General features: G+C 45.7%; 24 protein-coding genes and 6 tRNA genes. 9 read left to right on the top strand and 21 right to left on the bottom strand.

Annotated features, from left to right (window positions below):
* Window position 1: 1 nt before the first annotated feature.
* From rpsJ to ACZ5GB_RS00405, 21 genes are all read right to left on the bottom strand, one after another.
* Window positions 2-316 carry a 30S ribosomal protein S10 gene (gene rpsJ / locus ACZ5GB_RS00505; RefSeq protein WP_464327031.1) on the bottom strand — a complete coding sequence of 105 codons (315 nt, stop codon included), beginning with the start codon at window positions 314-316 and terminating at the stop codon, window positions 2-4.
* Window positions 317-326: 10 nt separating this feature from the next.
* Window positions 327-1,544: an elongation factor Tu gene (gene tuf / locus ACZ5GB_RS00500; protein ID WP_464327018.1), complete on the bottom strand. Its 1,218-nt coding sequence runs from the start codon at window positions 1,542-1,544 to the stop codon at window positions 327-329.
* Between the two features lie 11 nt (window positions 1,545-1,555).
* Window positions 1,556-3,640, bottom strand: a complete 2,085-nt coding sequence (gene fusA, locus ACZ5GB_RS00495) for an elongation factor G (protein ID WP_464327030.1) — start codon at window positions 3,638-3,640, stop codon at window positions 1,556-1,558.
* Between the two features lie 10 nt (window positions 3,641-3,650).
* Window positions 3,651-4,133, bottom strand: a complete 483-nt coding sequence (gene rpsG, locus ACZ5GB_RS00490) for a 30S ribosomal protein S7 (protein ID WP_464327029.1) — start codon at window positions 4,131-4,133, stop codon at window positions 3,651-3,653.
* Entirely contained in the window at window positions 4,133-4,540 is a 408-nt protein-coding gene (rpsL, locus tag ACZ5GB_RS00485) for a 30S ribosomal protein S12 (RefSeq protein ID WP_464327028.1), read from the bottom strand. The genes rpsG and rpsL overlap by 1 nt, the downstream gene beginning before the upstream one ends.
* A 25-nt stretch (window positions 4,541-4,565) precedes the next feature.
* Window positions 4,566-9,263: a DNA-directed RNA polymerase subunit beta' gene (gene rpoC, locus ACZ5GB_RS00480; RefSeq protein WP_464327027.1), complete on the bottom strand. Its 4,698-nt coding sequence runs from the start codon at window positions 9,261-9,263 to the stop codon at window positions 4,566-4,568.
* Window positions 9,260-13,666, bottom strand: a complete 4,407-nt coding sequence (gene rpoB, locus ACZ5GB_RS00475; protein ID WP_464327026.1) for a DNA-directed RNA polymerase subunit beta — start codon at window positions 13,664-13,666, stop codon at window positions 9,260-9,262. The genes rpoC and rpoB overlap by 4 nt, the downstream gene beginning before the upstream one ends.
* Window positions 13,667-13,808: 142 nt before the next feature.
* Window positions 13,809-14,198, bottom strand: a complete 390-nt coding sequence (rplL, locus tag ACZ5GB_RS00470; RefSeq protein ID WP_464327025.1) for a 50S ribosomal protein L7/L12 — start codon at window positions 14,196-14,198, stop codon at window positions 13,809-13,811.
* 15 nt (window positions 14,199-14,213) lie between these two features.
* Window positions 14,214-14,747: a 50S ribosomal protein L10 gene (gene rplJ, locus ACZ5GB_RS00465; protein WP_464327024.1), complete on the bottom strand. Its 534-nt coding sequence runs from the start codon at window positions 14,745-14,747 to the stop codon at window positions 14,214-14,216.
* Window positions 14,748-14,759: 12 nt separating this feature from the next.
* Window positions 14,760-15,485 carry a 50S ribosomal protein L1 gene (rplA, locus tag ACZ5GB_RS00460; RefSeq protein ID WP_464327023.1) on the bottom strand — a complete coding sequence of 242 codons (726 nt, stop codon included), beginning with the start codon at window positions 15,483-15,485 and terminating at the stop codon, window positions 14,760-14,762.
* A gap of 4 nt (window positions 15,486-15,489) precedes the next feature.
* Window positions 15,490-15,924 carry a 50S ribosomal protein L11 gene (gene rplK / locus ACZ5GB_RS00455; protein WP_464327022.1) on the bottom strand — a complete coding sequence of 145 codons (435 nt, stop codon included), beginning with the start codon at window positions 15,922-15,924 and terminating at the stop codon, window positions 15,490-15,492.
* Between the two features lie 12 nt (window positions 15,925-15,936).
* On the bottom strand, window positions 15,937-16,662 hold the full coding sequence (nusG, locus tag ACZ5GB_RS00450; protein WP_464327021.1) for a transcription termination/antitermination protein NusG: 726 nt from the start codon (window positions 16,660-16,662) through the stop codon (window positions 15,937-15,939).
* 1 nt (window position 16,663) lies between these two features.
* Window positions 16,664-16,855 carry a preprotein translocase subunit SecE gene (secE, locus tag ACZ5GB_RS00445; protein WP_464327020.1) on the bottom strand — a complete coding sequence of 64 codons (192 nt, stop codon included), beginning with the start codon at window positions 16,853-16,855 and terminating at the stop codon, window positions 16,664-16,666.
* A gap of 12 nt (window positions 16,856-16,867) precedes the next feature.
* Window positions 16,868-16,940: transfer RNA gene (locus tag ACZ5GB_RS00440), tRNA-Trp, on the bottom strand.
* Window positions 16,940-17,098 carry a 50S ribosomal protein L33 gene (gene rpmG, locus ACZ5GB_RS00435; protein ID WP_464327019.1) on the bottom strand — a complete coding sequence of 53 codons (159 nt, stop codon included), beginning with the start codon at window positions 17,096-17,098 and terminating at the stop codon, window positions 16,940-16,942. Before rpmG ends, ACZ5GB_RS00440 begins: the two co-directional genes overlap by 1 nt.
* 10 nt (window positions 17,099-17,108) lie before the next feature.
* A complete protein-coding gene (gene tuf, locus ACZ5GB_RS00430; protein WP_464327018.1) occupies window positions 17,109-18,326 on the bottom strand; it encodes an elongation factor Tu in 1,218 nt (405 codons plus the stop codon).
* Between the two features lie 17 nt (window positions 18,327-18,343).
* Window positions 18,344-18,416: transfer RNA gene (locus tag ACZ5GB_RS00425), tRNA-Thr, on the bottom strand.
* 20 nt (window positions 18,417-18,436) lie between these two features.
* A tRNA-Gly gene (locus ACZ5GB_RS00420) sits at window positions 18,437-18,508 on the bottom strand.
* Window positions 18,509-18,595, bottom strand: a tRNA-Tyr gene (locus tag ACZ5GB_RS00415).
* A gap of 10 nt (window positions 18,596-18,605) precedes the next feature.
* Window positions 18,606-18,677 (bottom strand) — tRNA-Thr (locus tag ACZ5GB_RS00410).
* Window positions 18,678-18,732: 55 nt separating this feature from the next.
* Window positions 18,733-18,805: transfer RNA gene (locus ACZ5GB_RS00405), tRNA-Val, on the bottom strand.
* Between the two features lie 59 nt (window positions 18,806-18,864).
* Here ACZ5GB_RS00405 and mnmL point away from each other — a divergent pair.
* The 9 genes from mnmL to soxX all read left to right on the top strand — a co-directional run bounded on the left by mnmL (window position 18,865) and on the right by soxX (window position 25,916).
* The gene (mnmL, locus tag ACZ5GB_RS00400; RefSeq protein ID WP_464327017.1) at window positions 18,865-19,806 is read left to right on the top strand and encodes a tRNA modification radical SAM protein MnmL/YtqA; all 942 of its coding nucleotides are present in this window, start codon (window positions 18,865-18,867) and stop codon (window positions 19,804-19,806) included.
* Window positions 19,803-20,978 (top strand): cation diffusion facilitator family transporter, encoded by a 1,176-nt coding sequence (locus ACZ5GB_RS00395; RefSeq protein ID WP_464327016.1) that lies wholly within the window; start codon window positions 19,803-19,805, stop codon window positions 20,976-20,978. The genes mnmL and ACZ5GB_RS00395 overlap by 4 nt, the downstream gene beginning before the upstream one ends.
* On the top strand, window positions 20,941-22,215 hold the full coding sequence (locus ACZ5GB_RS00390) for a dihydroorotase (RefSeq protein WP_464327015.1): 1,275 nt from the start codon (window positions 20,941-20,943) through the stop codon (window positions 22,213-22,215). The genes ACZ5GB_RS00395 and ACZ5GB_RS00390 overlap by 38 nt, the downstream gene beginning before the upstream one ends.
* Complete coding sequence (locus ACZ5GB_RS00385) at window positions 22,208-23,059, top strand: prephenate dehydrogenase (protein ID WP_464327014.1); 852 nt, start codon at window positions 22,208-22,210, stop codon at window positions 23,057-23,059. Before ACZ5GB_RS00390 ends, ACZ5GB_RS00385 begins: the two co-directional genes overlap by 8 nt.
* 91 nt (window positions 23,060-23,150) lie before the next feature.
* Window positions 23,151-23,555 carry a thioredoxin family protein gene (locus tag ACZ5GB_RS00380; protein WP_464327013.1) on the top strand — a complete coding sequence of 135 codons (405 nt, stop codon included), beginning with the start codon at window positions 23,151-23,153 and terminating at the stop codon, window positions 23,553-23,555.
* Between the two features lie 24 nt (window positions 23,556-23,579).
* The gene (gene soxY, locus ACZ5GB_RS00375) at window positions 23,580-24,023 is read left to right on the top strand and encodes a thiosulfate oxidation carrier protein SoxY (RefSeq protein ID WP_464327012.1); all 444 of its coding nucleotides are present in this window, start codon (window positions 23,580-23,582) and stop codon (window positions 24,021-24,023) included.
* A gap of 33 nt (window positions 24,024-24,056) precedes the next feature.
* Window positions 24,057-24,383 carry a thiosulfate oxidation carrier complex protein SoxZ gene (soxZ, locus tag ACZ5GB_RS00370; RefSeq protein ID WP_464327011.1) on the top strand — a complete coding sequence of 109 codons (327 nt, stop codon included), beginning with the start codon at window positions 24,057-24,059 and terminating at the stop codon, window positions 24,381-24,383.
* Between the two features lie 13 nt (window positions 24,384-24,396).
* Window positions 24,397-25,236 carry a sulfur oxidation c-type cytochrome SoxA gene (soxA, locus tag ACZ5GB_RS00365; protein WP_464327010.1) on the top strand — a complete coding sequence of 280 codons (840 nt, stop codon included), beginning with the start codon at window positions 24,397-24,399 and terminating at the stop codon, window positions 25,234-25,236.
* Window positions 25,237-25,241: 5 nt separating this feature from the next.
* Window positions 25,242-25,916, top strand: coding sequence for a sulfur oxidation c-type cytochrome SoxX (gene soxX / locus ACZ5GB_RS00360; protein ID WP_464327009.1), 675 nt, complete (start codon window positions 25,242-25,244; stop codon window positions 25,914-25,916).
* Window positions 25,917-25,948: the final 32 nt, after the last annotated feature.

Here is a 25,948-nt window from a genome sequence, read left to right as displayed (position 1 = left end):
GCTATCTCCCGATTATTAACTCTACATCCACGCCTGCTGGCAGTGTAAGGTCTCTCAAAGATTCTATGGTTTGTGATGTGGCCCTTGTTATATCAAGTATCCTTCTGTGTTCCCTTATTTCAAAGTGTTCTCTGGATTGGTCAAACTTGTGAGGAGACCTTAGCACTACCCATCTTCTTTTGCGGACGGGAAGGGGGATTGGCCCCCTTACCACGCCACCAGTCCTTTTAACCGTATCTATGATCTGCTTTACATACTGGTCAAGGAGCCTGTGGTCATAAGACCTTAGCTTTATCCTTATGAGTTCCTGCTCCATCCCTTACACCTCATTCAATGATTTTTGTAACAACGCCTGCACCAACAGTCCTTCCACCTTCCCTTATAGCAAACCTAAGACCTTCTTCCATAGCCACAGGCTTGACAAGTTCTACCTCAAGCTCCACATTATCTCCAGGCATTACCATCTCCTGCCCCTCGGGAAGTTTTACCACCGTACCTGTCACGTCAGCAGTCCTAAAGTAAAACTGTGGCCTGTAATTAACAAAGAAAGGTGTGTGCCTTCCTCCTTCTTCCTTGCTCAGCACATATACCTGCGCCCTAAACCTCTTGTGGGGCTTCACTGTACCAGGTTTCGCCAATACTTGCCCCCTCTCCACGTCATCCTTTCCTACTCCCCTCAATAGCACGCCTATGTTATCACCAGGTAATGCCTCGTCTAGTATCTTCCTAAACATCTCTATGGATGTGGCTACTGTCTTTAGTGGCTCCTCCCTTAGCCCTACTATCTCTACTTCCTCTCCAGGCCTTAGCACGCCCCTCTCTACTCTGCCTGTTACAACTGTTCCACGGCCAGATATGGTAAATACGTCCTCTATGGGCATTAGGAAGGGCTTGTCCGCTTCCCTCTGTGGTGTGGGTATGTATGTATCCAAAGCTTCTAAAAGTTGTACTATCGCATTGCACCACTTGTCCGGCTTGCCTGCCTCAAGTTCTTGTAATGCTCCAAGAGCAGAGCCTCTAATCACAGGTACATCATCCCCAGGAAATTCATACTTATTCAAGAGTTCTCTTACTTCAAGCTCCACAAGGTCAAGAAGCTCTGGGTCATCTACCATATCACACTTGTTCATAAAGACTACTATGTATGGCACATTAACCTGGCGTGCCAATAGCACGTGTTCCCTCGTCTGTGGCATGGGACCATCCGCCGCAGATACTACAAGTATGGCGCCGTCCATCTGGGCTGCGCCAGTTATCATGTTCTTTATGTAGTCCGCGTGTCCCGGACAGTCCACGTGGGCATAGTGCCTTTTGGGTGTCTCATACTCCACGTGAGTGATGTTTATGGTTATACCTCTTTCCTTCTCTTCTGGTGCTTTGTCAATCTCTTCGTATTTCATGCACTTGGCCTTGCCTCCTGGCATAACGCCTGCGGCCAAAACGCATGTGATGGCAGAGGTCAATGTGGACTTGCCATGGTCAACGTGTCCTATGGTTCCTACGTTAACGTGTTCCTTCTCTCTTACAAACTTCTCCTTTGCCATTGCTTACCTCCTTATTTTGCTGTTGCCATGCGTTCCCCTATTATCTGTTCCGCTATATGCTGGGGAACTTCATCATAATGGGAAAATTTCATTATAAATGTTCCTCTTCCTTGTGTCAAGCTCCTAAGTGTGGTAGCATAACCAAACATCTCAGCAAGAGGCACATAAGCCTTTATAGCCGTTATGACTCCTTTGTTTTCCATGCCTACTATTCTTCCCCTTCTTGAGTTGAGGTCTCCTATCACATCTCCCACGTAATCTTCTGGTGTTTCCACTTCCACTTCCATTATGGGTTCAAGTAGCACAAGCCCTGCCTTTTTGGCGGCCTCTTTAAAGGCCATAGAACCTGCTATCTTAAAGGCCATTTCTGATGAGTCAACTTCGTGGTAAGAACCGTCAAAGAGTTTGACCTTTACATCCACCACAGGATAGCCCGCCAAAACGCCGTTTTGCATTGCTTCTTTTACACCTTCTTCTACTGCTGGTATGAACTCTTTTGGTATTACTCCACCTACTATGGCGTTTTCAAAAACAAAACCTTGACCTCTTTCTAAGGGTTCTACTTCAATTACCACGTGTCCATATTGACCTCTACCACCTGTCTGACGAATAAACTTACCTTCTGCTACAGCCTTACCCTTTATGGTTTCCTTATAGGCCACCTGAGGCTTGCCCACATTCACTTCTATGCCGTATTCCCTTTTCATCCTGTCCACTATGATCTCAAGGTGAAGCTCTCCCATACCGTGGATGAGGGTCTGCCCAGTTTCTGGGTCCACGCTGGCCTTGAAGGTTGGGTCTTCTTTCATAAACTTGTTTAGCACTTGTGAAAGCTTTTCTTGGTCCTTTTTGGTCTTTGGCTCTATGGCCATGGATATAACTGGCTCGGGGAATTCAAGCTTTTCAAGGAGTATGGGATATTTTTCATCGCAAAGAGTATCTCCAGTAGCTGCGTCTACACCCACAGCTGCCACTATTTCACCAGCTGCAGCCTCTTGCACATCTTCCCTTGAGTTGGCATGCATAAGAAGAAGCCTTCCAATCCTTTCCTTCTTGTCCTTTGTGGCGTTATACACATAAGAGCCAGCAGTGACTTTACCAGAGAAAACCCTAAAGTAGGTAAGCTGGCCTGCATAGGGGTCGCTCATAACCTTAAAGACATAAGCACAGAAGGGTTCATCATCAAGAGGCTTCCTTTCTTCTTCTTGTCCTGTTTTTGGATTTATACCACGCACTGGTGGCACGTCCAGGGGAGATGGTAGGTAGTCAATTACAGCATCAAGAAGGGGTTGGACTCCTTTGTTTTTGAAAGCCGAACCACACAAAACAGGCACAAGCTCTTTGTTTATAGTAGCCTTCCTCAATACCCTTTTTAGGTCCTCCTTGGGGATCTCTTCGCCTTCTAAGTATCTCATCATAAGCTCGTCATCCTTTTCCACTATGGCTTCTACCATCTTGGCATGCCATTCCTGAGCCTTATCCACATACTCCTCTGGAATATCTACTATCTCATACCTTGCCCCCAAGGTTTCTTCAAGCCATATGATGGCCTTCATTTCCATTAGGTCTACCACACCCTTAAAGTTATCTTCCGCGCCTATGGGTATTTGAATGGCCACTGGCTTTATGCTTAATTTCTTTTCAATCTCGTTAAAAACCCTATAAAAGTCTGCACCCAACCTATCCAGCTTATTAATAAAGGCTATTCTTGGAACACCAAACCTGTCTGCCCACCTCCAGTTTGCCTCCGATTGGGGCTGAACGCCTTCCACCGCGGAGAAGATGAAGATTATTCCATCCAAAACCTTCATAGAACGAACCACTTCCACAGAGAAGTCCACGTGTCCTGGTGTGTCTATTATGTTTATCTGATGGTCCTTCCAGTAGCAGGCAGTGGTTGCAGCTGTGATGGTTATACCCCTTTCCCTTTCTTGAGGCATCCAGTCCATAGTGGCAGCGCCTTCATGCACTTCGCCTATTTTATAGGTTTTTCCTGTGTAATACAGTATCCTTTCTGTGGTGGTGGTCTTTCCAGCGTCTATGTGGGCAACTATTCCTATATTTCTTAGCCTTTCTATTGGTACTAATCTTGGCATGGTATCCTCCTTACCATCTAAAGTGGGCAAAAACTTTATTAGCTTCTGCCATCTTGTGGGTATCTTCCTTCCTCTTTATGGCGCCACCCTTATCCTGAAGAACATCAAGCATCTCCGCCTTTAGCCTTTCCACCATGGTATAGCTTCCTCTGTGCCTTGCCCTTTCTCTTGCTGCCTCAACCAGCCACTTGAGAGCCAAGCTTATCTGTCTTCTTGGTGGTACTTCTACGGGCACCTGATAGGTGGCACCACCTACCCTTCTGGGGCGCACCTCAAACTCGGGTTTTAGCTTTTCCACCACTTTATGTAGCAGTTCCACTGGATGCATATTAACTTCCTTTGCAGCAGATTCAAGGGCTGTATAGACTATCCATTCGGCTACCGATTTTTTACCATCCTTCATTACCTTGTTTATAAGCTTATGCACTATTACATCGCCGTATTTAGGGTCTGGAAGTATCTCTCTTGGAGGAACTGGTCCCTTTCTTGGCATTACTTCTTACCTCCCTTTGCCTGTGCTTGTTGGCCAGCCTTTGGCCTCTTTGTACCATACTTGGACCTGGACTGTCTTCTGTTGGCAACGCCAGCGGCGTCAAGAGCGCCTCTTATAACCTTATATCTTACACCCGGCAGGTCCTTGACCCTTCCGCCCCTTACAAGCACTAAGGAGTGTTCTTGAAGGTTGTGGCCCTCTCCGGGTATGTAGGCAGTTACCTCTATGCCGTTTGAGAGCCTTACCCTGGCAACCTTCCTAAGGGCGGAGTTTGGTTTTTTGGGGGTTACTGTATATACCCTAACGCAGACTCCCCTCTTTTGAGGGTTGCCCTGTAGGGCGGGTGCCTTACTCTTCTTCTTCTTCTTTTCCCTACCGTACTTTACAAGCTGGTTTATGGTAGGCATACCTTAAAACCTCCTAAGCTATTTATTATAGCATATCTTTGAATACTTTTGCCTTCTCTTCTTCTATCACTTCCACTTCCGTATACTCTCCCAAGCCCGTTCCTGCAGGTATGAGGTTTCCTATAATAACGTTCTCCTTTATACCCCTTAGGTCATCCACCTTACCTTCGCAGGCAGCATCGGTAAGCACCTTTGTGGTCTCTTGGAAAGAAGCGGCCGATATCCAGCTTCTGGAAGTTAAAGCTGCCTTTGATATTCCAACCAATATGGGCTCTGCCTTTGGTATTTTGCCTCCTTCTTCCCTTATCCTTTCTATCTCTTTTTGAAGCTCTTCTATTTCAACCTCCTCGTTTACTAAGAACCTGCTATCTCCTGGGTCCACTATGCGCCTGCGCCTTAACATCTGACGTATGATTATCTCAAAGTGTTTGTCGTTTATATCCACACCCTGGAGCCTGTATACCATTTGAACCTCTTTAAGCAGGAACTTTTGGAGTTCTTCCATGCCTTTTATCCTTAATATCTCCTCTGGCACGGGCGTTCCATCGGTAAGCGGGTCTCCAGCTTTTACTGTATCTCCATTCTTCACAAGCAGGTGTTTGCCTTTTGGCACAAAGTACTCTTTTTGTAGCCCAGTTTCCTTGTTATAGACCACAACCCTATAACCCTTACCCTTAATCCTTACCTGTCCTTCCACCTCTGCCTTTATGCTTTCCGTTATGTTTGCACCCTTTTGAATATACTGTCCGTGGCTTACAAGTATGTATTCATCCTTCTTTATGTCATACTTCCTTGTCTCGCCAGTTTTTGGATTAAAGACTATGACCTCGTCCGCATCCTCAAAGATTCTCACCGTACCATCTATTTCTGTAAGTATGGCAGGATTCTTTGGCCTCCTTGCTTCAAAAAGCTCCTCAACCCTTGGGAGACCACCCACTATATCACGCACCTTTGCCATTTCTTTTGGTATGCGTGCCAGTATGTCTCCCGGTTGGACAAAGTAGTCTTTTACCACGTAGTATTTGTGCTGTATCTCCGTGCCTTCCGATTCACTGCAAGTGGGGCAAACCATCCATTCAAAGCTGATCTTATCCGCTGGTATGTTTATGATGGAGTTGACTGGAAGGTCGTAAGATACCTCTCTTCCATCCTCCGTATGGACCACTATCTTTGGTGTGTGGAGCATGGCATCTTTGGGCCTTGTGAAGGATACTATGGTGGAAGTCTTACCGGTAAGCGGGTCTCTTTCTTCCTTAACCGTTATGTCAAGGGCTATGTCTTTAAACTCTACCCTTCCGGGCTCTTCGGCTATGATAAAGGTGTTGAATGGGTCCCATTCTGCCAGTATGGTGTTTTCTTGGACTTCTTTGCCTTCTTCTACCAGTATGCTGGCACCGTAAGGCACTGCGTGGCGTTCTACCATCCTGCCTTCCTTATCCAGAATGCCTATGGCACCATCCTTGGATATGTTTATCTTCTTCCCTTCTCTGTTGGTTATAAGCTTTATGTTGTAGTACTTTACCTTTCCTGCCGTCTCATTGGAAAGCTCACCCTTTACCCTTTCCGCCACAGCCGCACCACCTATGTGGAAGGTTCTCATGGTGAGCTGTGTTCCGGGCTCTCCTATGGACTGGGCAGCTATAATACCAACGGCCTCTCCTATATCCACAAGCTTCCTCTGTGATAGATCCCATCCGTAGCACATGGCACATATGCCATACTGGGACTCACAGGTAAGTGGCGACCTTACCACAACCCTTTCTATACCAGCATGCACTATCTTGTCCGCAAGGGCTTCATCTACTATTTGATTTCTTTGGGCTATAACCTCGCCCGTGTATGGGTCTATCACATCCTCCGCCAAGGTCCTTCCTATTATCCTTTCTTTGAGAGATACCTTCTCTTCTCCACCCTCCACAATAGGCTCCATAACTATACCCTTGTAGGTGCCGCAGTCTTTTTCCACTATGGTAATGTCTTGGGCCACATCCACAAGCCTTCTTGTAAGGTATCCTGCAAAGGCTGTCTTTAGAGCAGTGTCCGCAAGACCTTTCCTTGCTCCGTAGGTGGATATGAAGTATTCAAGCACAGAAAGACCTTCTCTGAAGTTGGAAACTATGGGCGTTTCTATAAACTCGCCCGTGTGCTTTGCCATGAGGCCTCTCATGGCTGCGAGCTGTCTTATCTGGTCCCTGTTTCCACGGGCTCCAGAGTTTGCCATCATGTATATGGGGTTGAATATGCCCGTGTATGTTTTGTCCCCTTCCTTCCTCTCGCTCTTTTCTATCTCATCAAACATAGCCTTGGATACCTTGTCCGTTATCTCGGACCAAAGGTCTATGATCCTGTTATACCTTTCCTTGGCCGTGATTATACCATTCCTGTGAAGCTCTGCTATTTCATCCGTTTGCTCAAAGGCTTGCAGTAATATGTCCTTTTTAACCTTTGGTATTTGTAGGTCCTCTATGCCTATGGAAACGGCTGCCTTTGTTGCCAGGTTAAAACCAAGCTCCTTTAGGTCGTCAAGGAATTTTGCAGTCCTTTCCACACCGTATTTGTTGTATATGTTGGCTATGAGCTTGGATATCTTTTTCTTATCCATAGGCTCGTTTACAAAGGGATAACCCTCTGGAAGTATGCTGTTGAATAGCACTCTTCCCGGCGTGGTCTCTATAAGCTTTCCATCTTCAAGCCTTAGCTTTATACGGGCGTGTATGTCAACTTTCTTATTTTCAAGGGCAAGTAGGACCTCATCCCTGCTGAAAAATAGCTTGCCCTCTCCCTTTACATTGGGAAGCTCTTGTGTTATGTAATAAACTCCCAATATCATATCTTGGGAGGGCATGGTGATAGGCTTTCCGTGGGCTGGTGAGAGTATGTTTTGGGTGGAGAGCATAAGGATGTAGGCCTCAAGCTGTGCAGTTATTCCCAGTGGCACATGCACGGCCATTTGGTCTCCGTCAAAGTCCGCGTTAAAGGGTGGACAGACCAAGGGGTGAAGCTGTATAGCCTTTCCATCTACAAGCACAGGCTCAAAGGCCTGTATGGACATCCTATGAAGGGTTGGCGCACGGTTGAGAAGAACTGGATGCTGTTTGACCACCTCTTCCAAGCATTCCCAAACTTCTGGCGTTTTTTGCTCTACAAGCTTTTTGGCGTTCTTTATGGAAGTGGCATAGCCTTTTTCTTCCAATCTTCTATAGACAAAGGGCTTGAATAGTTCAAGGGCCATTATCCTTGGAAGGCCACATTGATGCATCTTAAGCTCGGGACCTACCACTATAACAGACCTTCCAGAATAGTCCACCCTCTTTCCAAGTAGGTTCTGCCTAAACCTTCCTTGCTTACCACGTAGATAGTCCGATAGGGACTTTAACGGCCTTCCGTTTTGGGTTACCACCCTTCCACGTTTGCCATTGTCTATGAGGGCGGATACCACCTCTTGGAGCATCCTCTTTTCGTTCCTTATGATGATCTCCGGAGCATCCAGCTCTATAAGCCTCTTTAGCCTGTTGTTCCTGTTTATTATCCTTCTATAGAGGTCGTTGAGGTCTGAGGTAGCAAACCTACCGCCATCAAGGGCCACAAGGGGCCTAAGCTCTGGGGGCAATACAGGAAGCACTTCTATAATCATCCACTCGGGCCTGTTTCCACTATTTATAAAGTCTTCTACAAGCTTTAGCACTCTGAGAAGCTTTTTGACCTTTGTCTCTGATACTTCCTTTAGCACTGCGTTTCTAATATCTGCCTTTATCTTCTCAAAGACAGGCAGGTCTTTCTTTTTCTGACGTAGCCTTTCGTAGTAGGCTTGTATGGCTTCTTTGCCCGTTTGATAGCCTTCAAGGGCTTCTTCTGATAATTCTCCGGTATCTACGTTTAGATATAACTTGTTGCATATTATTCCATGTAGGGCGTCCGCTAAGCTCATGCCCTCTGGCACCTTTATATCCACACCATAGAGGCTAAAGTCCTCCACCAAAACCCTTATCATACGTTCATAGAGCTTTTTGTATTTGTTATAAAGCTCTTCTGAGAGGTCCTCGTATCCAAGACTATAGGGCTTTACCTCTTCTCTTAGCTTTTTGGCGTAGGTTTCCAGGTCCAAAGAAGCCAAAACCTTCTTTATTATCTCCGCACCCATCCCTCCTTCATACTTATGCTCAAGGTTTATGGCGAACTCTGCATTGTATGTGTCCTCATCTACCACATGGAGCTTAACAAACTTGACGTTGCCCATTTCATCCCTTAGAGGGATGGTATCTTCCTGTTCCCTAAAGGCTTTTTCTTCCTCCTCATCCATTGGATATTCTATGACTAAGTAGGATTCAAAGTATATTACCCTTTCTACGTCCCTGACAGAAAGTCCCATAAGGGTGGCTATCTTGGATGGGGTGCTTTTCAAAAACCATATGTGGGCCACTGGCGCTGCAAGTTCTATATGCCCAAACCTTTGACGCCTTACGTAGGACCTTGTCACCTCTACACCACAACGGTCGCATATAGTTCCTTCAAAGCGCTTACCCCTATACTTTCCACAAAGGCACTCATAATCCTTTATGGGACCAAAGATCTTTGCACAGAAGAGTCCATCCTTTTCAGGTTTGTGTGTCCTGTAGTTTATTGTCTCTGGCTTTTTTACCTCCCCATAGCTCCAGCTTCTTATCTCCTCCGGAGAGGCAAGCATAAGTTTTATTCTTTCAAAGGGTAAAAGCCCTTTCTTCATGATTGCTCCTCCTCAATTTCTACCTGGTCGCAGGGCATGTTAGCCCCGTTTTCACACCTTACATCAAGGCAAAGAGCTTTAAGCTCACGCACAAGAACCCTAAAGGATTCTGGTATTCCGGGCTGGTAGATGTATTTACCCTTAACGATAGATTCATAAACCCTTGTCCTTCCCTCTATGTCGTCGGACTTGACGGTGAGCATCTCTTGGAGAGTGTGTGCCGCACCATGGGCTTCCAATGCCCACACTTCCATCTCTCCAAGCCTTTGGCCTCCAAACTGTGCCCTTCCACCAAGGGGTTGTTGTGTAACCAAGGAGTAAGGACCTGTGCTTCTTGCGTGTATCTTATCATCTACCATGTGTATGAGCTTGAGCATGTGCATGTATCCTACGGTCACCCTCATATCAAAGGGTTCTCCAGTCCTGCCATCGTATAGCACCGTTTTGCCATCTTCCGGAAGCCCAGCCATTCTTAAAAGCTCCTTTATGTGTTCTTCGCTGGCTCCTTCAAAGGCGGGAGTTGCCATAGGTATGCCCTTCTCTGCGTAAAGGCTTACAACCTCTTTAAAGCTTTCTTCATCCAGGCTGTTTAGAAACTCTTCTATATACTTTTGGTTTTCACCCTTTATATCGCCTACGGCGTATATCTGCTTGAGGAACTCCAATATTTCCTGTTTGTCCGCCTCATCCTCCAAAAGCTCCTTCAATCTTTTGCCGAGTTCCTTTGAAGCCCAGCCCAGGTGGGTTTCAAGTATCTGTCCTACGTTCATACGTGATGGAACGCCAAGTGGGTTAAGCACAATATCTACCGGTGTGCCATCCTCAAGGAAGGGCATATCTTCCACAGGAAGCACCACAGAGATCACACCCTTATTTCCGTGCCTACCAGCCATCTTATCGCCCACTTTTATCTTTCTCTTTTGGGCTATATACACCTTAACAAGAGTGTTCACGCCCGGTGGTAGCTCGCTCTTTTTGCCAATGGATTCCATTCTTTCCTCATATATCTTTGAGAGCATATCCACCTGGAACCTGGTCCTTTCCCTTATATCGTTTATCTTCTGGCATAGCTCTTCATCCTCAAAGAAGTTCTCCGGCTTGGTTATTATGTAGTTAAGGAGTGCTTCAAAGGTTTGCTCGTCAATCACACTTCCCTGCTTGTAAACCTTTTTCTTGACCGTTACTTCCTTATCCAGCTTCCTTCCAAGCACAAGGCTCTTGATAACTCTGTTTCTACCTTCCACTATGAGTTTTTTCTTCTTCTCAAGCTCCCTTTCAAGCTCCTCCCTTTCCATCCTTTCCACATGCTCTGCCAAGTAGTTTCTCCTTTCTCCCGTCTTTCTCACAAAGACCTTAACATCCACCACCACTCCTTCCACGCCAGGTGGACATCTCAAAGAGGAGTCCTTCACATCCCTTGACTTTTCACCGAATATGGCCTGGAGTAGCTTTTCCTCTGGTGTTAGCTGGGCTTCTCCCTTGGGAGTGACCTTTCCTACCAGTATGTCTCCAGGTTTAACATAGGTGCCAAGCTTTACAATGCCGAACTCATCAAGGTGAGAGAGGGCCCTTTCGGGCACTCCCGGTATTTGACGGGTTATCTCCTCATTGCCTATCTTGGTTTCCCTTGCTTCTACTTCAAGCTCTTCTATGTGTATGGATGTATAAACATCCTCTTTTACAAGCCTTTCGGATATGACTATTGCGTCCTCAAAGTTATAGCCCCTCCAAGGCATGAAGGCTACCAAAACATCCTTTCCAAGGGCAAGCTCACCCCTTTCGGTGGATTGGCCATCGGCCAAGAGGTCTCCCTTTTTGACTTCCTGTCCTTTTACCACCAAGGGTCTTTGGTTTATACAGGTATTCTGGTTTGTTCTCTCAAACTTTTTAAGCTCATATATATCAATCCCTATGTCCGTTGGGTCTGCGAGGTTTATCTCCTCTGGGTTAACCCTTACTATTATCCTCTTTGAATCAACCTCTTCCACCACACCACCCCTCTTTGCAAAGACAACCGCACCACTATCAGAGGCCACCTTCCTTTCCATTCCAGTGCCAACGAGGGGTGAGGAGGTAAACATGAGGGGAACTGCCTGCCTTTGCATGTTGGAACCCATCAAAGCCCTGTTGGCGTCGTCGTGTTCAAGGAAGGGTATGAGAGAGGCCGATACAGATATAACCTGTCTTGGAGATACATCCATATAGTGAACCTGCTGGGACCTAACTATCTGTATGTCATTTTTATACCTTGCATAAACCCTGTCGCTGAGTATGTTGCCTTCTTCATCGGTGGGCGTGTATTGAGCTATTACGTAGTTTTCCTCCTCGTATGCGGCTAAATATTCCACCTTATCTGTAACCTTACCATTTTCTACTTTTCTGTATGGTGTTACTATAAAGCCATACTCGTTGGTTTGGGCGTAAACGGTTAGAGAGGTAACCAATCCTATGTTTTGACCTTCAGGCGTTTCTATGGGACATATCCTTCCGTAGTGAGATGGATGCACGTCCCTTATTTCAAACTTGGCGCTTTCCCTTGTTAGACCTCCGGGACCAAGGGCAGAAAGCCTTCTTTTGTGGGTGAGTGCGGAAAGTGGGTTAGTGTTATCCAAATACTGAGAAAGCATACCACCCTTTAAGAACTCATAGAGGGCGCTTGTCAAATACCTTGGGTTTAAAAGGTCCTGTGCCTTTAGGTTGGGGTCCTCTGGGTTTGCCACTGTGCATCTGTCTCTGAAGAACTTTTCCATACGGGCTATGCCTATGCGAGCCTGGTTTTCCAAAAGCTCTCCTACAGCCCTTATCCTCCTGTTGCCCAAGTAGGCAATGTCGTCCTTTTTCTCCCTTCCATACCTTAGGTTTATCAAATACTTAATCGTGTTCACCAGGTCAAGGGCGCTCAAAAACCTTGCCTCACCCTCCGTATAGTCCTTAACTTTAACGGACTCCCTACTCTTGAATATTTCAGAGAGTATTTCCTTTGTAAGTAGGGTACCAGCCTTAAAGCCATCCACATCCTCAGCAAGGGCAAGGGGTGGAAGCTGGGATAACCTTTCAATGTCTGCGGGCTTTAGCTCCTTTGGAATCCTGTGGACCTTGGCGTTGAGCTTTACCCTTCCTACCTTGGAAAGGTCATACCTGGTTAGGTCCTTAAAGTAAAGGTCAAAGTGGGACCTTGCCCTGCTTATAAGATGTTCCAATTCCATAACCATAGGCTCAACAGCCCTTAGTTTTTTGTATATATCCACAAGGGCATAGTCCCTAAGAGTAAACCTGGCGGGTATTTTAAGAGGGCTTTTCTTATCTTGGTCTTTTGGAGCCGTTTCTGAGATAAGCGTTTCTATGATGATCTTTCCGTAGGGGCTTTTTACTGCACTTTCCTTTGGAACGGCTGATATGAGGTCTATCTTTATCCTATCATCCTTTAGCAGTCTTTCTAATTGTTCCAGGTCCTCTATATATCTTTCTTCAATTATCTCCTCTTCAATGCCTTTTTCTTCTATCTTTGCCTTATAGCGCAATATGGCAAAGATATAAAAGCTTTCAAGGTCCTCAAGTCTATACTCTTCACCAGTTTCTCTATCAAAAATCCTACCATCTTGCGAGAAAAAGGCCCTTGTATCTGGGTAGAAGTGCTTTAGTATATCGTAGGCCGTTTCCAAGCCAAGGGCTCTGAGTATAAAGGTGGAGCCTACTTTCTTTCTATCTATTCTGGAGGATAGCACATCGGTGGTGCTGGATAGTTCAAACTCAACCCTTGGGCCTTTGTCTGGTATAATGCTGGCCCTGTATATCATTCTTATAATGGTTGTTTCCTTTTGACGCTCTTCCTTTTCTTCAAAGAATACACCGGGAGACCTTATAAGCTGGCTTACCACTATCCTTTCGCTTCCGTTTATGATAAAGGAGCCTGTTTTGGTCATCATAGGCACTTCGCCAAAGTAAACCTTCTTTGGCTCGCCCACCTTTTCACCCTTTTTGGTCTTCGTCCTTAGCCTTACCATAACCCTTAGAGGCACGGCGTAGGTGAAGCCTTTTATTTTACATTCCTCTTCTGTGTATTTTTCCCTATGCACTAAAAGGGTTCCGCACTTAGGACAATTGACACCATAGCCAGCCAAAAAGCTTTGGTCCGTATAGGCCTTATATCCACACTTATTACATTCCCAATCTCCCACCTCATAGCCCAAGTATTCCACCACTATTTTTTCATCGGGGTCTTTGAAAGGAAAAGAAGTAGATAAAACATACTCCAAGCCCTTCTTTTCTCTCTCTTGAGGCTTTACATGGAATTGTAAAAAGGATTCAAAGGATTCCTTAGGTAGGAATAGTAGGTGAGGCGGACTGATAAACTCTTCCCTTCTACCAAAGAACTTTCTTGGCAAGGGTATATTTTTCCTCATGCTTTCAACCCTCACTTAATTTATGTGATTTGCATAAACTTGTAATTGTATACCATTTATGGTCATTTGTCAAGCTATAAAAACAAAATACCCCCTGTATGCACAGGGGGTAGGAAGCCCACGAAGTTTTATAAGCATGCCTTCACTTTATTTCTACTTCTGCGCCAGCCTCCTTTAGCTTTGCAGCTATCTTTTCTGCCTCTTCCTTGGATACTCCTTCCTTTACTGGCTTTGGAGCGCCTTCCACAAGGTCCTTAGCCTCTTTTAGACCAAGGCCTGTGATCTCCCTTACAACCTTTATCACGTTTATCTTGTTGGCACCGGCGGACTTGAGGATTACGTCAAACTCTGTCTTCTCTTCTGCTGCAGGCGCTCCGGCTGCGGGCGCTCCAGCCACTGCTGCAGGTGCTGCAGCCACCATGGCTGCAGAAACGCCAAACTTTTCCTCCAGCTTCTTTACAAGCTCGGAGACCTCAAGAAGGGTCATGTTGCCTATGGCCTCTACAATTTCGTCAATGGTAAGTGTTGCCATCTTTATACCTCCTTTTTAAGATTTCTTCTCTTCTATAGCTTTTAATGTAAGCACAAGCTTTTGAGGTGCAGATTTGAGAGCCATAACAAGGGCGTAAATTGGGCCTTGAATGGCACCCATAAGCTTGGAGATCAGCACCTCTTTTGGTGGTAGTTCTGCAAGAGCTTGAACCTCTGCAGGTTTTAAAAACCTGCCTTGCATAAAGCCACCCTTTATTTTAGAAAGAGGCTTTTCTTTGTCTATCTCCTTTACAAAGTCAAATACTATTTTGGCGATCTTTACAGGGTCTCCGTAGGCAAAGAAAAGGGCTGTGGGACCAGTAAGTACCTCTCTGTGGTCCGACATAACCGTGTCCATAAAGGCCCTATAAAAGAGGGTATTCTTACCTACAAGCATCTCACCTTCTGCATCCTTTACATCGGCCCTAAGCTTTGTTATAGCCTGTGCATCTATGCCTGTAAAATCAAAGAATATAACAAGGCTTGACCTGTTTATCCTTTCTTTGTAGCTGTTTATTATCTGTCCCTTTCTTTCCCAACTCTTTCTCATAACAAACCTCCCTTAGGCTACCAGTTCCTGGAGTCTTCTTAGTGTGGTGGATACATCCACCTTTACAGAGGGGCTCATAGTTAGGCTAAGGCTTATGCCTTTTACATATTGACCTTTGGCGCCTGGTGGCTTTGCCTTTACTACCGCGTCTATGGCTGTGTAGATGTTCTCAATTAGCTTTTGGTTATCAAAGGATATTTTGCCCACGGGCATATGCACGTTTCCTGTCTTGTCTACCCTAAACTCAACCCTTCCCTTTTTGGCTTCCTCTATGGCTTGCTTTAGGTTTGTGGTTACCGTTCCCGTCTTTGGATTGGGCATTAGACCCTTTGGACCCAATATCTTACCAAGCTTTGCCACTTTGGGCATTATCTCCGGTGTGGCTATAACCACGTCATAGTCTACCCACTCTTCCTTTGCTATCTTGTTTATGAGGTCCTCACCGCCCACATAATCCGCTCCTGCTTCCTTTGCTATCTTTTGGTATTCGCCTTCGGCAAGCACAAGCACCTTTAGCTCTCTACCAAGCCCGTGAGGCAAGACTACCGAACCCCTTACCATCTGGTCCGCATACTTGGGGTCCACACCCAGCCTCATGGCAAGCTCCACCGTTTGGTCAAACTTTGGACCACATTCTTGATGGAGCTTTTTTAGGATTTCTACAGCACTTTCTACGCTATAAAGGCTGTTCCTATCGTATAGCTCCAAACACTTTTTGTACCTTTTACCTCTTTCCATGGCCTTACTCCTTCCATCCTTCTACTTCTATACCCATGCTTCTGGCAGTACCTACAATCTGCCTAATGGCTGCCTTTATATCCCTTGTGTTCATATCTTTTATCTTCATTTTGGCTATCTCTTCTACCTGTTGAAGAGTTACCTTCCCTACCTTTTGCCTTTTGGGGTCGGATGAACCCTTTTGGACCTTGGCCGCTTTCTTTAGAAGGTAAGACACAGGTGGAGTTTTGAGTATAAAACTAAAGCTCCTGTCTTGGTATATGGTTATAACCACAGGCACCACAGTGCCAGGTTCAAAGTCCTTGCTGGCTGCGTTAAACTGCTTTACGAATTCCATTATGTTTACACCATGCTGACCAAGGGCAGGTCCTACAGGTGGAGCAGGCGTTGCCTGTTGAGCTGGCAACATAAGCTCAACCTTGGCTGTTACCTTCTTCATCTTATGCCTCCTTTATAACTTCTCCACTTGAGAATAGTCTAATTCTACAGGCGTTAACCTTCCAAATATGCTAACAAGCACAACTACCTTTTCTTTTTCTGGATGTACTTCTTCTACCGTTCCAGTAAAGTTCATAAAGGGTCCTTCTATTACCCTAACCTGGTCGCCCTTCTCAAAGAGAATTCGGACAGGCTTTACACCCTTCTTAACAAAGGCTATTATCCTTTCCACTTCCTTTTCATCAAGGGGCGCAACCTTCCCACCTACCAATACGGGCTTATAAACGTGAGGGGTCTTTTCTATGGCACGCATAAGGGCATCGTTCATTATAGCCTTTATAAGGAGATAGCCGGGAAACATCTTTGACTCCAATATTATCTTTGCCTCAGTTTTGTTTTCCTTGCAGGTTATCTTCTGCCCGGGTTTGGATATGGGCGGAGCTTCCACACATAAGTCTCCTTCTACACTTTCTACTACCTTAACCTCTCCGTTTTCTATCCTAAAGGTGGTCACACCCTTTTTGCCAAGCACGCTTATATCTCTGTTGTTTCCACGCAAAGATAGCCTATATTTTTCCTTTCCCATGGTTTTAATAACCACCTTTTCCTCTGCAGGCACCACCACATCCTCTACCTGATGGAGAAGTCCTTCCAGCTCCAAAACCTTCAAAAGGTTCTCTCTTGCCGTGGCCTCCTTTCCAGCCTCAACCTGCAAAGCGTACCATTTAAACTCTTCCATTTTAGCCCCTCAAAGAAAGCAAAAAGTGTATAAGCCTAGTAAATATAAGGTCAAAAATCCACAAGCTTATACCAAAAGCCAAAGAAAATATTATAACACTAATCGTCGCTTTTATGACCAAATCTCTCCCTGGCCAAGAAACCTTATCAAGCTCCTTCTTTAAGCTCTTTATAAACTCCTTAAGCCTTTCCATGTCTTCTACCTACGGGGCGCGGAGGACTCGAACCCCCAACCGCGGGATTTGGAGTCCCGCGCTCTGCCAATTGAGCTAGCGCCCCTATTTCACCTCTCTATGTATAGTATGCTTCTTGCACCACTTGCAGTATTTCCTAAGCTCCATCCTTTGAGGGCGCTTTTGCTTGTTCTTAGTGGTGGAGTAGTTCCTTCTTTTGCATTCTGTGCATGCCAAAACTACTACTTCCCTTACTGCAGCCATATTTCACACCTCATTCAATGATTTTTGTAACAACGCCTGCACCAACAGTCCTTCCACCTTCCCTTATGGCAAACCTAAGACCTTCCTCCATAGCCACAGGCTTGACAAGTTCTACCTCAAGCTCCACATTATCTCCAGGCATTACCATCTCCTGCCCCTCGGGAAGTTTTACCACCGTACCTGTCACGTCAGCAGTCCTAAAGTAAAACTGTGGCCTGTAATTAACAAAGAAAGGTGTGTGCCTTCCTCCTTCTTCCTTGCTCAGCACATATACCTGCGCCCTAAACCTCTTGTGGGGCTTCACTGTACCAGGTTTCGCCAATACTTGCCCCCTCTCCACGTCATCCTTTCCTACTCCCCTCAATAGCACGCCTATGTTATCACCAGGTAATGCCTCGTCTAGTATCTTCCTAAACATCTCTATGGATGTGGCTACTGTCTTTAGTGGCTCCTCCCTTAGCCCTACTATCTCTACTTCCTCTCCAGGCCTTAGCACGCCCCTCTCTACTCTACCTGTTACAACTGTTCCACGGCCAGATATGGTAAATACGTCCTCTATGGGCATTAGGAAGGGCTTGTCCGCTTCCCTCTGTGGTGTGGGTATGTATGTATCCAAAGCTTCTAAAAGTTGTACTATCGCATTGCACCACTTGTCCGGCTTGCCTGCCTCAAGTTCTTGTAATGCTCCAAGAGCAGAGCCTCTAATCACAGGTACATCATCCCCAGGAAATTCATACTTATTCAAGAGTTCTCTTACTTCAAGCTCCACAAGGTCAAGAAGCTCTGGGTCATCTACCATATCACACTTGTTCATAAAGACTACTATGTATGGCACATTAACCTGACGTGCCAATAGCACGTGTTCCCTCGTCTGTGGCATGGGACCATCCGCCGCAGATACTACAAGTATGGCGCCGTCCATCTGGGCTGCGCCAGTTATCATGTTCTTTATGTAGTCCGCGTGTCCCGGACAGTCCACGTGGGCATAGTGCCTTTTGGGTGTCTCATACTCCACGTGAGTGATGTTTATGGTTATACCTCTTTCCTTCTCTTCTGGTGCTTTGTCAATCTCTTCGTATTTCATGCACTTGGCCTTGCCTCCTGGCATAACGCCTGCGGCCAAAACGCATGTGATGGCAGAGGTCAATGTGGACTTGCCATGGTCAACGTGTCCTATGGTTCCTACGTTAACGTGTTCCTTCTCTCTTACAAACTTCTCCTTTGCCATTGCTTACCTCCTTATTAAGCCCAGGACCGGACTTGAACCGGCGACCTCACCCTTACCAAGGGTGTGCTCTGCCGACTGAGCTACCTGGGCTGTTGTCTTAATAAAATAAAAGCGGGCGACGGGACTCGAACCCGCGGCCTGCTGCTTGGAAGGCAGCTGCTCTACCACTGAGCTACGCCCGCTGGTGGAGGGGGCAGGATTCGAACCTGCGTAGGGCGGAGCCCGGGGGATTTACAGTCCCCTGCCTTTGGCCGCTCGGCCACCCCTCCTAAGCCTCTAAGCTGGCGGTGGGGGTCGAACCCACGCCCGCGGGATTACAAATCCCGCGCTCTGCCACTGAGCTACGCCAGCTTACAGAGGGTAATAATATATCATACTACATATACGAACCTTAAGTCAATATAAATAGGCACGGGCGGACTCGAACCGCCGACCTCCGCCTTGTAAGGGCGGCGCTCTGCCAACTGAGCTACGCGCCTTTAAGATTAATATTATAATATAAAACCTATCATGCTGTATAAGGATTAAATTTATAAACATGCTTGCAACCGAAAAATTACCCTATTACTCTCTTAAGGACTACCTTAAGGAAAGGTATGGAAGGCGTGTGCAGAAGATAACGGTAGCTCTTCCTTTCACCTGTCCCAATATAGATGGCACAAAGGCAAGGGGTGGATGCACCTATTGTTTTTCTGGCACGAGGCCTGCCCACCTTGAGCCTTATATTCCATTAAAACAGCAGATAGAGGAAGGCATAAAAAGGGCAAAGAACAGATATGGTGAAAAGATCCTCTTTTTCATATACTACCAATCCTATTCCAATACTTATGGAGAGTATGAGTATTTAAAGTCCATTTACGATACGGCCCTTGAGTTTGAGGAAGTGGTAGGCATAGATGTAGGCACAAGGCCTGATTGCGCACCCGAATGGGTGCTTGACCTCCTTGATAGCTACACTCAAAAGGGCCTTGAGGTATGGATAGAGTATGGCCTTCAAAGCGCCAACTTTAAAACCTTAAGGTTCATAAACAGGGCCCATGGCGTATCGGACTTTGTGGATGCGGTCCTAAGAACAAAGAGAAGAAAGCTCAAAGTATGCGCCCATATAATCCTTGGTCTGCCCTACGAGGACAGGGAGGATATGCTGGAAACTGGCAAACTACTTGCCAGCTTGCCCATAGATGGTGTAAAGATACATCCCTTGCATATAATAAAAAACACCAAAATGGCGGAGCAGTATTTAAATGGAGAGTTTGAGGTCTTAAGCCTTGAGGAGTATGCCAAGTATGCGGTGGACATCTTGGAAATACTGCCCCCCAATGTGGTTATACACAGATTAACCGGTGAGGTGGAGCCAGACAGGCTTATAGCACCAGACTATTGCACCTACTCCAAAAAGCAAGAGGTGATAAATGCCATACTTGAAGAGATGAAAAGGCGGGGGAGCTACCAAGGTTGCAAAACACCCTTTAACCGATGAAAAAGCACCATTGGGCCCTTATATCCCTTAGCCTTAACCTAATACAATCTCTACTAAAATTTGTTGCAGGCGTGCTTACAGGAAGCCTTTCCATGATAGGCGAGGCTGTTCATTCCCTTTCCGATTCCTTTGCCTCTGTAATAGCCTTTATTACCATAAAGCTATCCGACAAAAAGGTTCAAAGATTCCCTTACGGCCTCTATAGGCTTGAAAACCTTGGCTCCATAATAATAGCCTTCTTCCTTCTTTTGACAGCCTACGAGATAGGCAAAAGGGCAATGGGGAAGGAGGTGGTTATTAAGGAAGAGTATTTGGGCTTTGGTCTTGGGGTTGTGCTATTCTCCTTGGTTAGTTCCCTTACCCTTTCCATCCTTGAAAGGAGGGCTGGCAAAAGGCTAAACTCTCCCACCCTTGTGGCAGACTCTTACCACACACTTACCGATGCCTTTGGGTCTTCCTTGGTCCTTCTTAGCCTTTTGAGCGCCTATATGGGTTATCAACTGGATAGGTATTTTGCTTTTGGGGTGGCCATGCTTATAGGTTATACGGCCTTCGGCATACTTTGGAGGGAGGTTTCCGTGCTTTTGGACATATCGGCGGATGAAAAAACTTTGGACAGAATAAGGGAGGTCCTTTTATCCTTTCCAGAGGTAAAGGAGATAAAGAGTTTGTTTGTGAGAAGCTCTGGAGGAAGGCTCTTTGCAGACATTATTTTGGTGCTTGAAGGAAGGGATTTTATAAAGATACATCAAACGGTGGATAAAATAGAGGAAAGGTTAAAAGAAGAGATAAAAGAGCTTGATATGGTATTTATACACTATGAACCTGTGGATGGTGTTGGCCTTAAGGTGGGTGTGCTTGTAGATGAGAGGGGTGAGGTTAGTCCAAACTTTGAAAAGGCTAAGGAGCTATTGGTCTTTGGACCTTCTCCAGAAAGGCTTTCAAATCTTCCAAAAGGAGAAGAAGCCCTATCGGAGTTAATAAAGAATAAGGGCCTTCTTGTGGTAGTATGTGGCCATCATCCCTTTTCTTCCAGCGCCAAGGGCATTTTGACCCAGGGGAGTGTTTTTGTGTGGGAAACGGAGGAGAAAAACCCATACAAAGCCTTAAGGGAAGTGGTTTATAATCTATGTGATGTCCAAGATTTTGATAAAAAGGGCAAGGGTAATTGACCCATCCCAAGGCCTTGACGGCATTAAGGACATTTCAATAGAAAAGGGACGCATAAAGGATATAGGCGAAGACCTTTTTGAGCCTGAGGCTCAGGTAATACAAGCCAATGGGTTAATAGCTTGTCCTTCCTTTGTGGATATACATGTGCATTTGAGGGACCCAGGGCAGGAGTATAAGGAAGACCTTGAAAGCGGTATGAAAAGTGCGGTGGCGGGCGGTTTTACCACCCTTGTATGTATGCCAAACACAAACCCACCCATAGACTCTCCCGAAGTGGCACAATACATAGTTAGAAAGGCGGAGGATATAGGGCTATGTAAGGTCTTGCCTGCAGGCACCTTGACAAAAGGAAGGAAAGGCAAAGAGCTTGTGGACTTTTATGCCCTTAAAAAGGCTGGTTGTGTGGCTTTTACCGATGATGGTTCCCCCCTTATGGACTCAAGCCTTATGGAAAAGGCCCTAAGGCTTACGGCACAACTTGGAAGCCTTGTGATGAACCACTGTGAGGATGATAGGATCGCCTACGGGCATATAAACGATGGGTATGTAAGCTCCCTTTTGGGACTTGCTTCAAGACCTGCCAGTGCGGAGGATGTGCTGGTGGCAAGGGATTGTGTGTTGGCTTACCATACGGGAGGCCATATACACATTCAACATGTTAGCAGTAGTCTAAGCTTGGACATTATTAGGTTTTTCAAGGATAAAGGAGCAAAGGTAAGCTGTGAGGTAAACCCATACCATCTTCTTTTCAACGAGCTTGAACTTTTAACTTCTTATGCCAAGGCTAAGGTAAACCCACCCTTGAGGGGAGAAAACCAAAGAAAGGCCCTTCTTGAGGCTTTAAAGGATGGAACCATAGACTGCATAGCTACAGACCATGCACCACACGCATCATGGGAAAAGGGGTCTTTTGAAAGGGCCATGCCGGGCATGATAGGCCTACAAACAGCCCTTCCTATGATGCTCCAGCTTGTGAGGGAGGGTTATATTAGCCTTTCAAAGATGGTGGAGCTTATGTCTTGTAATCCCGCCAAAATCTTAGGTTTAGAAGGTTGTGGAAGTATAAAGGTGGGTGCGAGGGCAAACCTTGTGCTTTTTGACCCAGAAAAGGAATGGGTCCTTGGTGAAGAAACAAGCTTTTCCAAGTCAAGGAACACACCCCTTTGGAATAAACCACTGAAAGGTAAGGTCATATACACCATCTTTGAAGGAAGGGTGGTATACCAGGATGTTTGAAAGGATTGTGGTAATAGGCGTGGGCTTTATGGGCGGGTCTTTTGCCCTTGCATGTAAGGAGGCCTTTAACTGTAAAATCTTTGGCCTTGATATAAAAAAAGAATCCGTAGATAAGGCGATAGAGCTTGGAGTGATAGATGAGGGAAGCCTTTCCATAGAAGACATCAGAAAATTTAACCCAGACCTGGTTATGCTTGCCACGCCCGTGCGTGCCTTTGAGAGCATAGCCCTATCCTTAAAAGAACTTATAAGCCCACAGTGCATAGTCTCAGACCTTGGATCTGTTAAAGGCAAACTGGTCTATAGGATGGAGGAGCTTTTGGGAAGCAGGTTTGTGGGAGGCCATCCTATCGCTGGCACAGAAAAGGCAGGCGTTGAAAACGCCCTAAGGGACCTTTTTAAAGGTAAAAGGTTTATAGTCACACCCACACCAAACACAGACCCCATGGCAAAAGAAAAGATAAAAAGGCTTTGGGAGGGCCTTGGCTCTATTGTGGAAGAGATGGACCCATACCTTCATGACTTTGTCTTTGGTGCAGTCTCTCACCTTCCCCATGCGGTAGCCTTTGCCCTAATGGAGACCATTGAAAGGCTCAGTAAAGAAGTAAACCTTTTTAAATATCCCGGTGGAGGCTTTAAGGACTTTACACGCATAGCTGCCTCAGACCCCATTATGTGGAGGGATATATTCCTTGAAAATAAGGAAGAGTTAATAAAGGCCATGGAGGCTTTTGAAGATGCTATGAAAGAATTAAAAGCCTTAATATTGGAGAGAAACCCTACAAAGTTGGAAGCTTACCTTTTCAAGGCAAGCCATAGGAGAAGGTCCCTTGAGGATAATTAGGAATTCTAATATTCTGAAATCACTAGGTCTTATGGCATTATAAGATTTTGTTATTGAAAACTTTTCTCAAGAGTGTATTATAATACCCAGCATGAAGTTGGTCCTTATAATACTTGTGGGGCTTTCTTTAGCGGTAGCTGGATGGTTTAATAATGTGAAGGAAGGCTTGGAAATAGCCAAAAAGGAAAACAGGCCTGTAGCTTTCTATTTCTATGGTAGCCATTGTCCCTATTGTGCACAGATGGAGGAGTTTGTTTTAAACCAGGAAGATGTGCAAAAGAAGTTGAATAACTTTGTAGTAATTAGCCTTAATATATCTTCCGATGATGGAAGTAAATGGGCAAGGAAGTTTGGTGTTCCTGGCGTACCAACCATAGTTTTTTATGACCCAAAACAAGATAAAGCCTTAGGTGCCATCTTTGGCAGTAGGCCACGGGGGGAGATCCTAAACTACATAAACAATATATGTAGAAAGGCAAACCTAAAAACCTGTTGAAAATTTCTTTAAGGAGGTATAGATATGGACAGAAGGAGGTTTTTAGCCCTGTCTGCCGTGGCCTTTGTAGGTCTAAGTATAGCTCCAGCCCTTAGGCCAGCCTTTGGCGCCACCAAGCTAGAGGAAGAAATCCAGAAGAGGCTTGGAGTCCAACTGCTACAAATCAAAGAATCTGCGGACATCAAGCTCACAGCTCCCACCATAGCAGAATCTGGTGCCAATGTGCCCATAACCGTTGAATCCACCATACCGGTGGATAAGGTGGAAAAGCTTTACATCTTTGTGGACAAAAACCCAAGCCCATGGATAGCTGATGTTAGCCTTTCTCCAATGAACGGTCAGGTATACTTTTCCACAAGGATAAAGATGGGTGAGACTTCCAACGTTAGGGCCATACTCAAATTAAAGGATGGCTCTTACGTGATGGCCATGAAGGAAGTAAAAGTAACAGCCGGTGGATGTGGATAATAACAAAGAAAATCTTATAAAGGAGGTAAAAAGATGGCTGTAGGAACTGGTATACTGCGTGTGCCAAAAGAGGCAAAGAAGGGAGAAATAGTTAAGGTCCAGATGGTTATAACACACCCCATGTCTCCAGCCAGAAAAGACCCTCAAACTGGTCAAGAAGTACCAGCTTATCACCTTACCAAACTGGACCTTTTCTTTAACGACAAGCTTGTAAGCACCATAAATATGGGAGCTGGTGTGAGTGCCAACCCTTTTATGGCACTTACTCTAAAGGTGGAGGAAAGCGGAGTTGTTAAGATAGTCTACGAAGACAACAAGGGTGGCAAATGGGAAAAGACAGCAGAGATAAAGGTGTCCTAAGGGAGGACAGACCATGAAGAGAAAACTTTTGTTAGGAGTTTTTACTGCCGGTGCTATAGCCGGTGGTCTATTGTCCACAAAGGCCTTTGCACAAGTAGAAGGTGAGATATCTCCAGAAGAGGAAATGAGATTGGTTCAAGAGTTCAATAAAATGCTGGCTGAGGGCGTAAACCCTGGAGAGATATGGTATGAGGTTGGCAAAGAAGCCATAAAGAAATACCACCTTGACAAGTGCGACTTGGGATTGGGTCCCGGTGTCTTTAAGGGTGCGGCAGCACAGCTTCCAAGGTATTTTGCAGATGCGGGCAAGGTGATGGACCTTGAGACAAGGGTAGGTTGGTGCCTTCAAAAATATGCGGGCATGACCCAAGACCAAGTGCTTAAGTTTGTCCGTCAATGTTGGGGCAAAAGCGGAAACTGTATGAGCGAGTACGATGGCATAATCATGTACCTTACCATGGAGTCCAACGGCCACAAGATAAACGTAAACCTAAAGGACCCGCATGTGAAAAAGATGTTTGAAATGGGCAAGCAAGTATACTACACAAGGCTTGGACCTTGGGACTTTAACTGCGCCACTTGTCATGCAGGAAAGAAAGAGGTGAGAATAAGGGCTACAAGGCTTTGGAGTGCAGACAGACCTGGTGAGGTTGGTGGTGCTGTTTCCATTTTCCCCAAATACTTGGTCAGGTGGGGTATGCCTATGAGTATGCATTACAGATACGCAGAGTGTATAAGGCAGATGAGATGGCCAGAGTTTATACCACATTCAGACCTTGGAGTGGCCCTTTCTACATACATGTATGGCTTGGCTAATGGCACAGAGATAAAGGCACCAGGTATAGGGAGGTGATAAACATGAAGAAGGGATTAATATTAACCGGGCTTTTTGTTCTTGTGGCTGGTGTGGTCCAAGCACAGCAGAAAAAGGTACAGCCTAAGAAGGAACAAGCTGTAAAGCAAGAAGAAGTGATGCAAGTTTTAAAGTCTGGCCTTTCTTCGGACCCAAGGTTTGCGTGGAAGATAAAGCAGGATGAAGCTCAAAGGATATGCTCTCAGTATCCCAGCAGGGAGGAGATGCCAGCAAGCGCCGTCCAAAAGGTGATCCAGCTAAGCCAGGCAGAGATAAAATACCCCCAATGGGGCATCTATATGGGAGATTGGAAGGAAGGTAAAAAGCTTGTAGATTCTCCAAGGGGAGGAAGGTATGCAAGCTATGGCTTTTCCGATAAGCCTACCGATAAAGGTGGAAACTGTTATGCATGCCACCTTATAGAGAAGGGCGTTCCCGGTGGTACAATGGGACCAAACCTCTACCAATACGGAAAGAGATGGAACATTACAAAGGAGAACCTAAATTCTCCAGAAACGGTGGAAAAGATAAAGAGTGTTTACAACATAGTGTATAACTCTTGGTCTGCCTTCCCTTGCTCTCCCATGCCAAGGTTTGGCTATCATGGAAGCCTTTCTCCAGAAGATATAGCAAACATAGTGGCCTATCTCTTACACCCAGAATCTCCAGTAAACAAGTGATTCTGTGGGGGCGTAGGCCCCCTTTTACAATC

It is taken from the genome of Hydrogenobacter subterraneus (assembly GCF_055390195.1).
The sequence above is the reverse complement of the archived record's forward strand: the minus strand, read 5'-3'. Positions and strand labels throughout refer to the sequence as shown.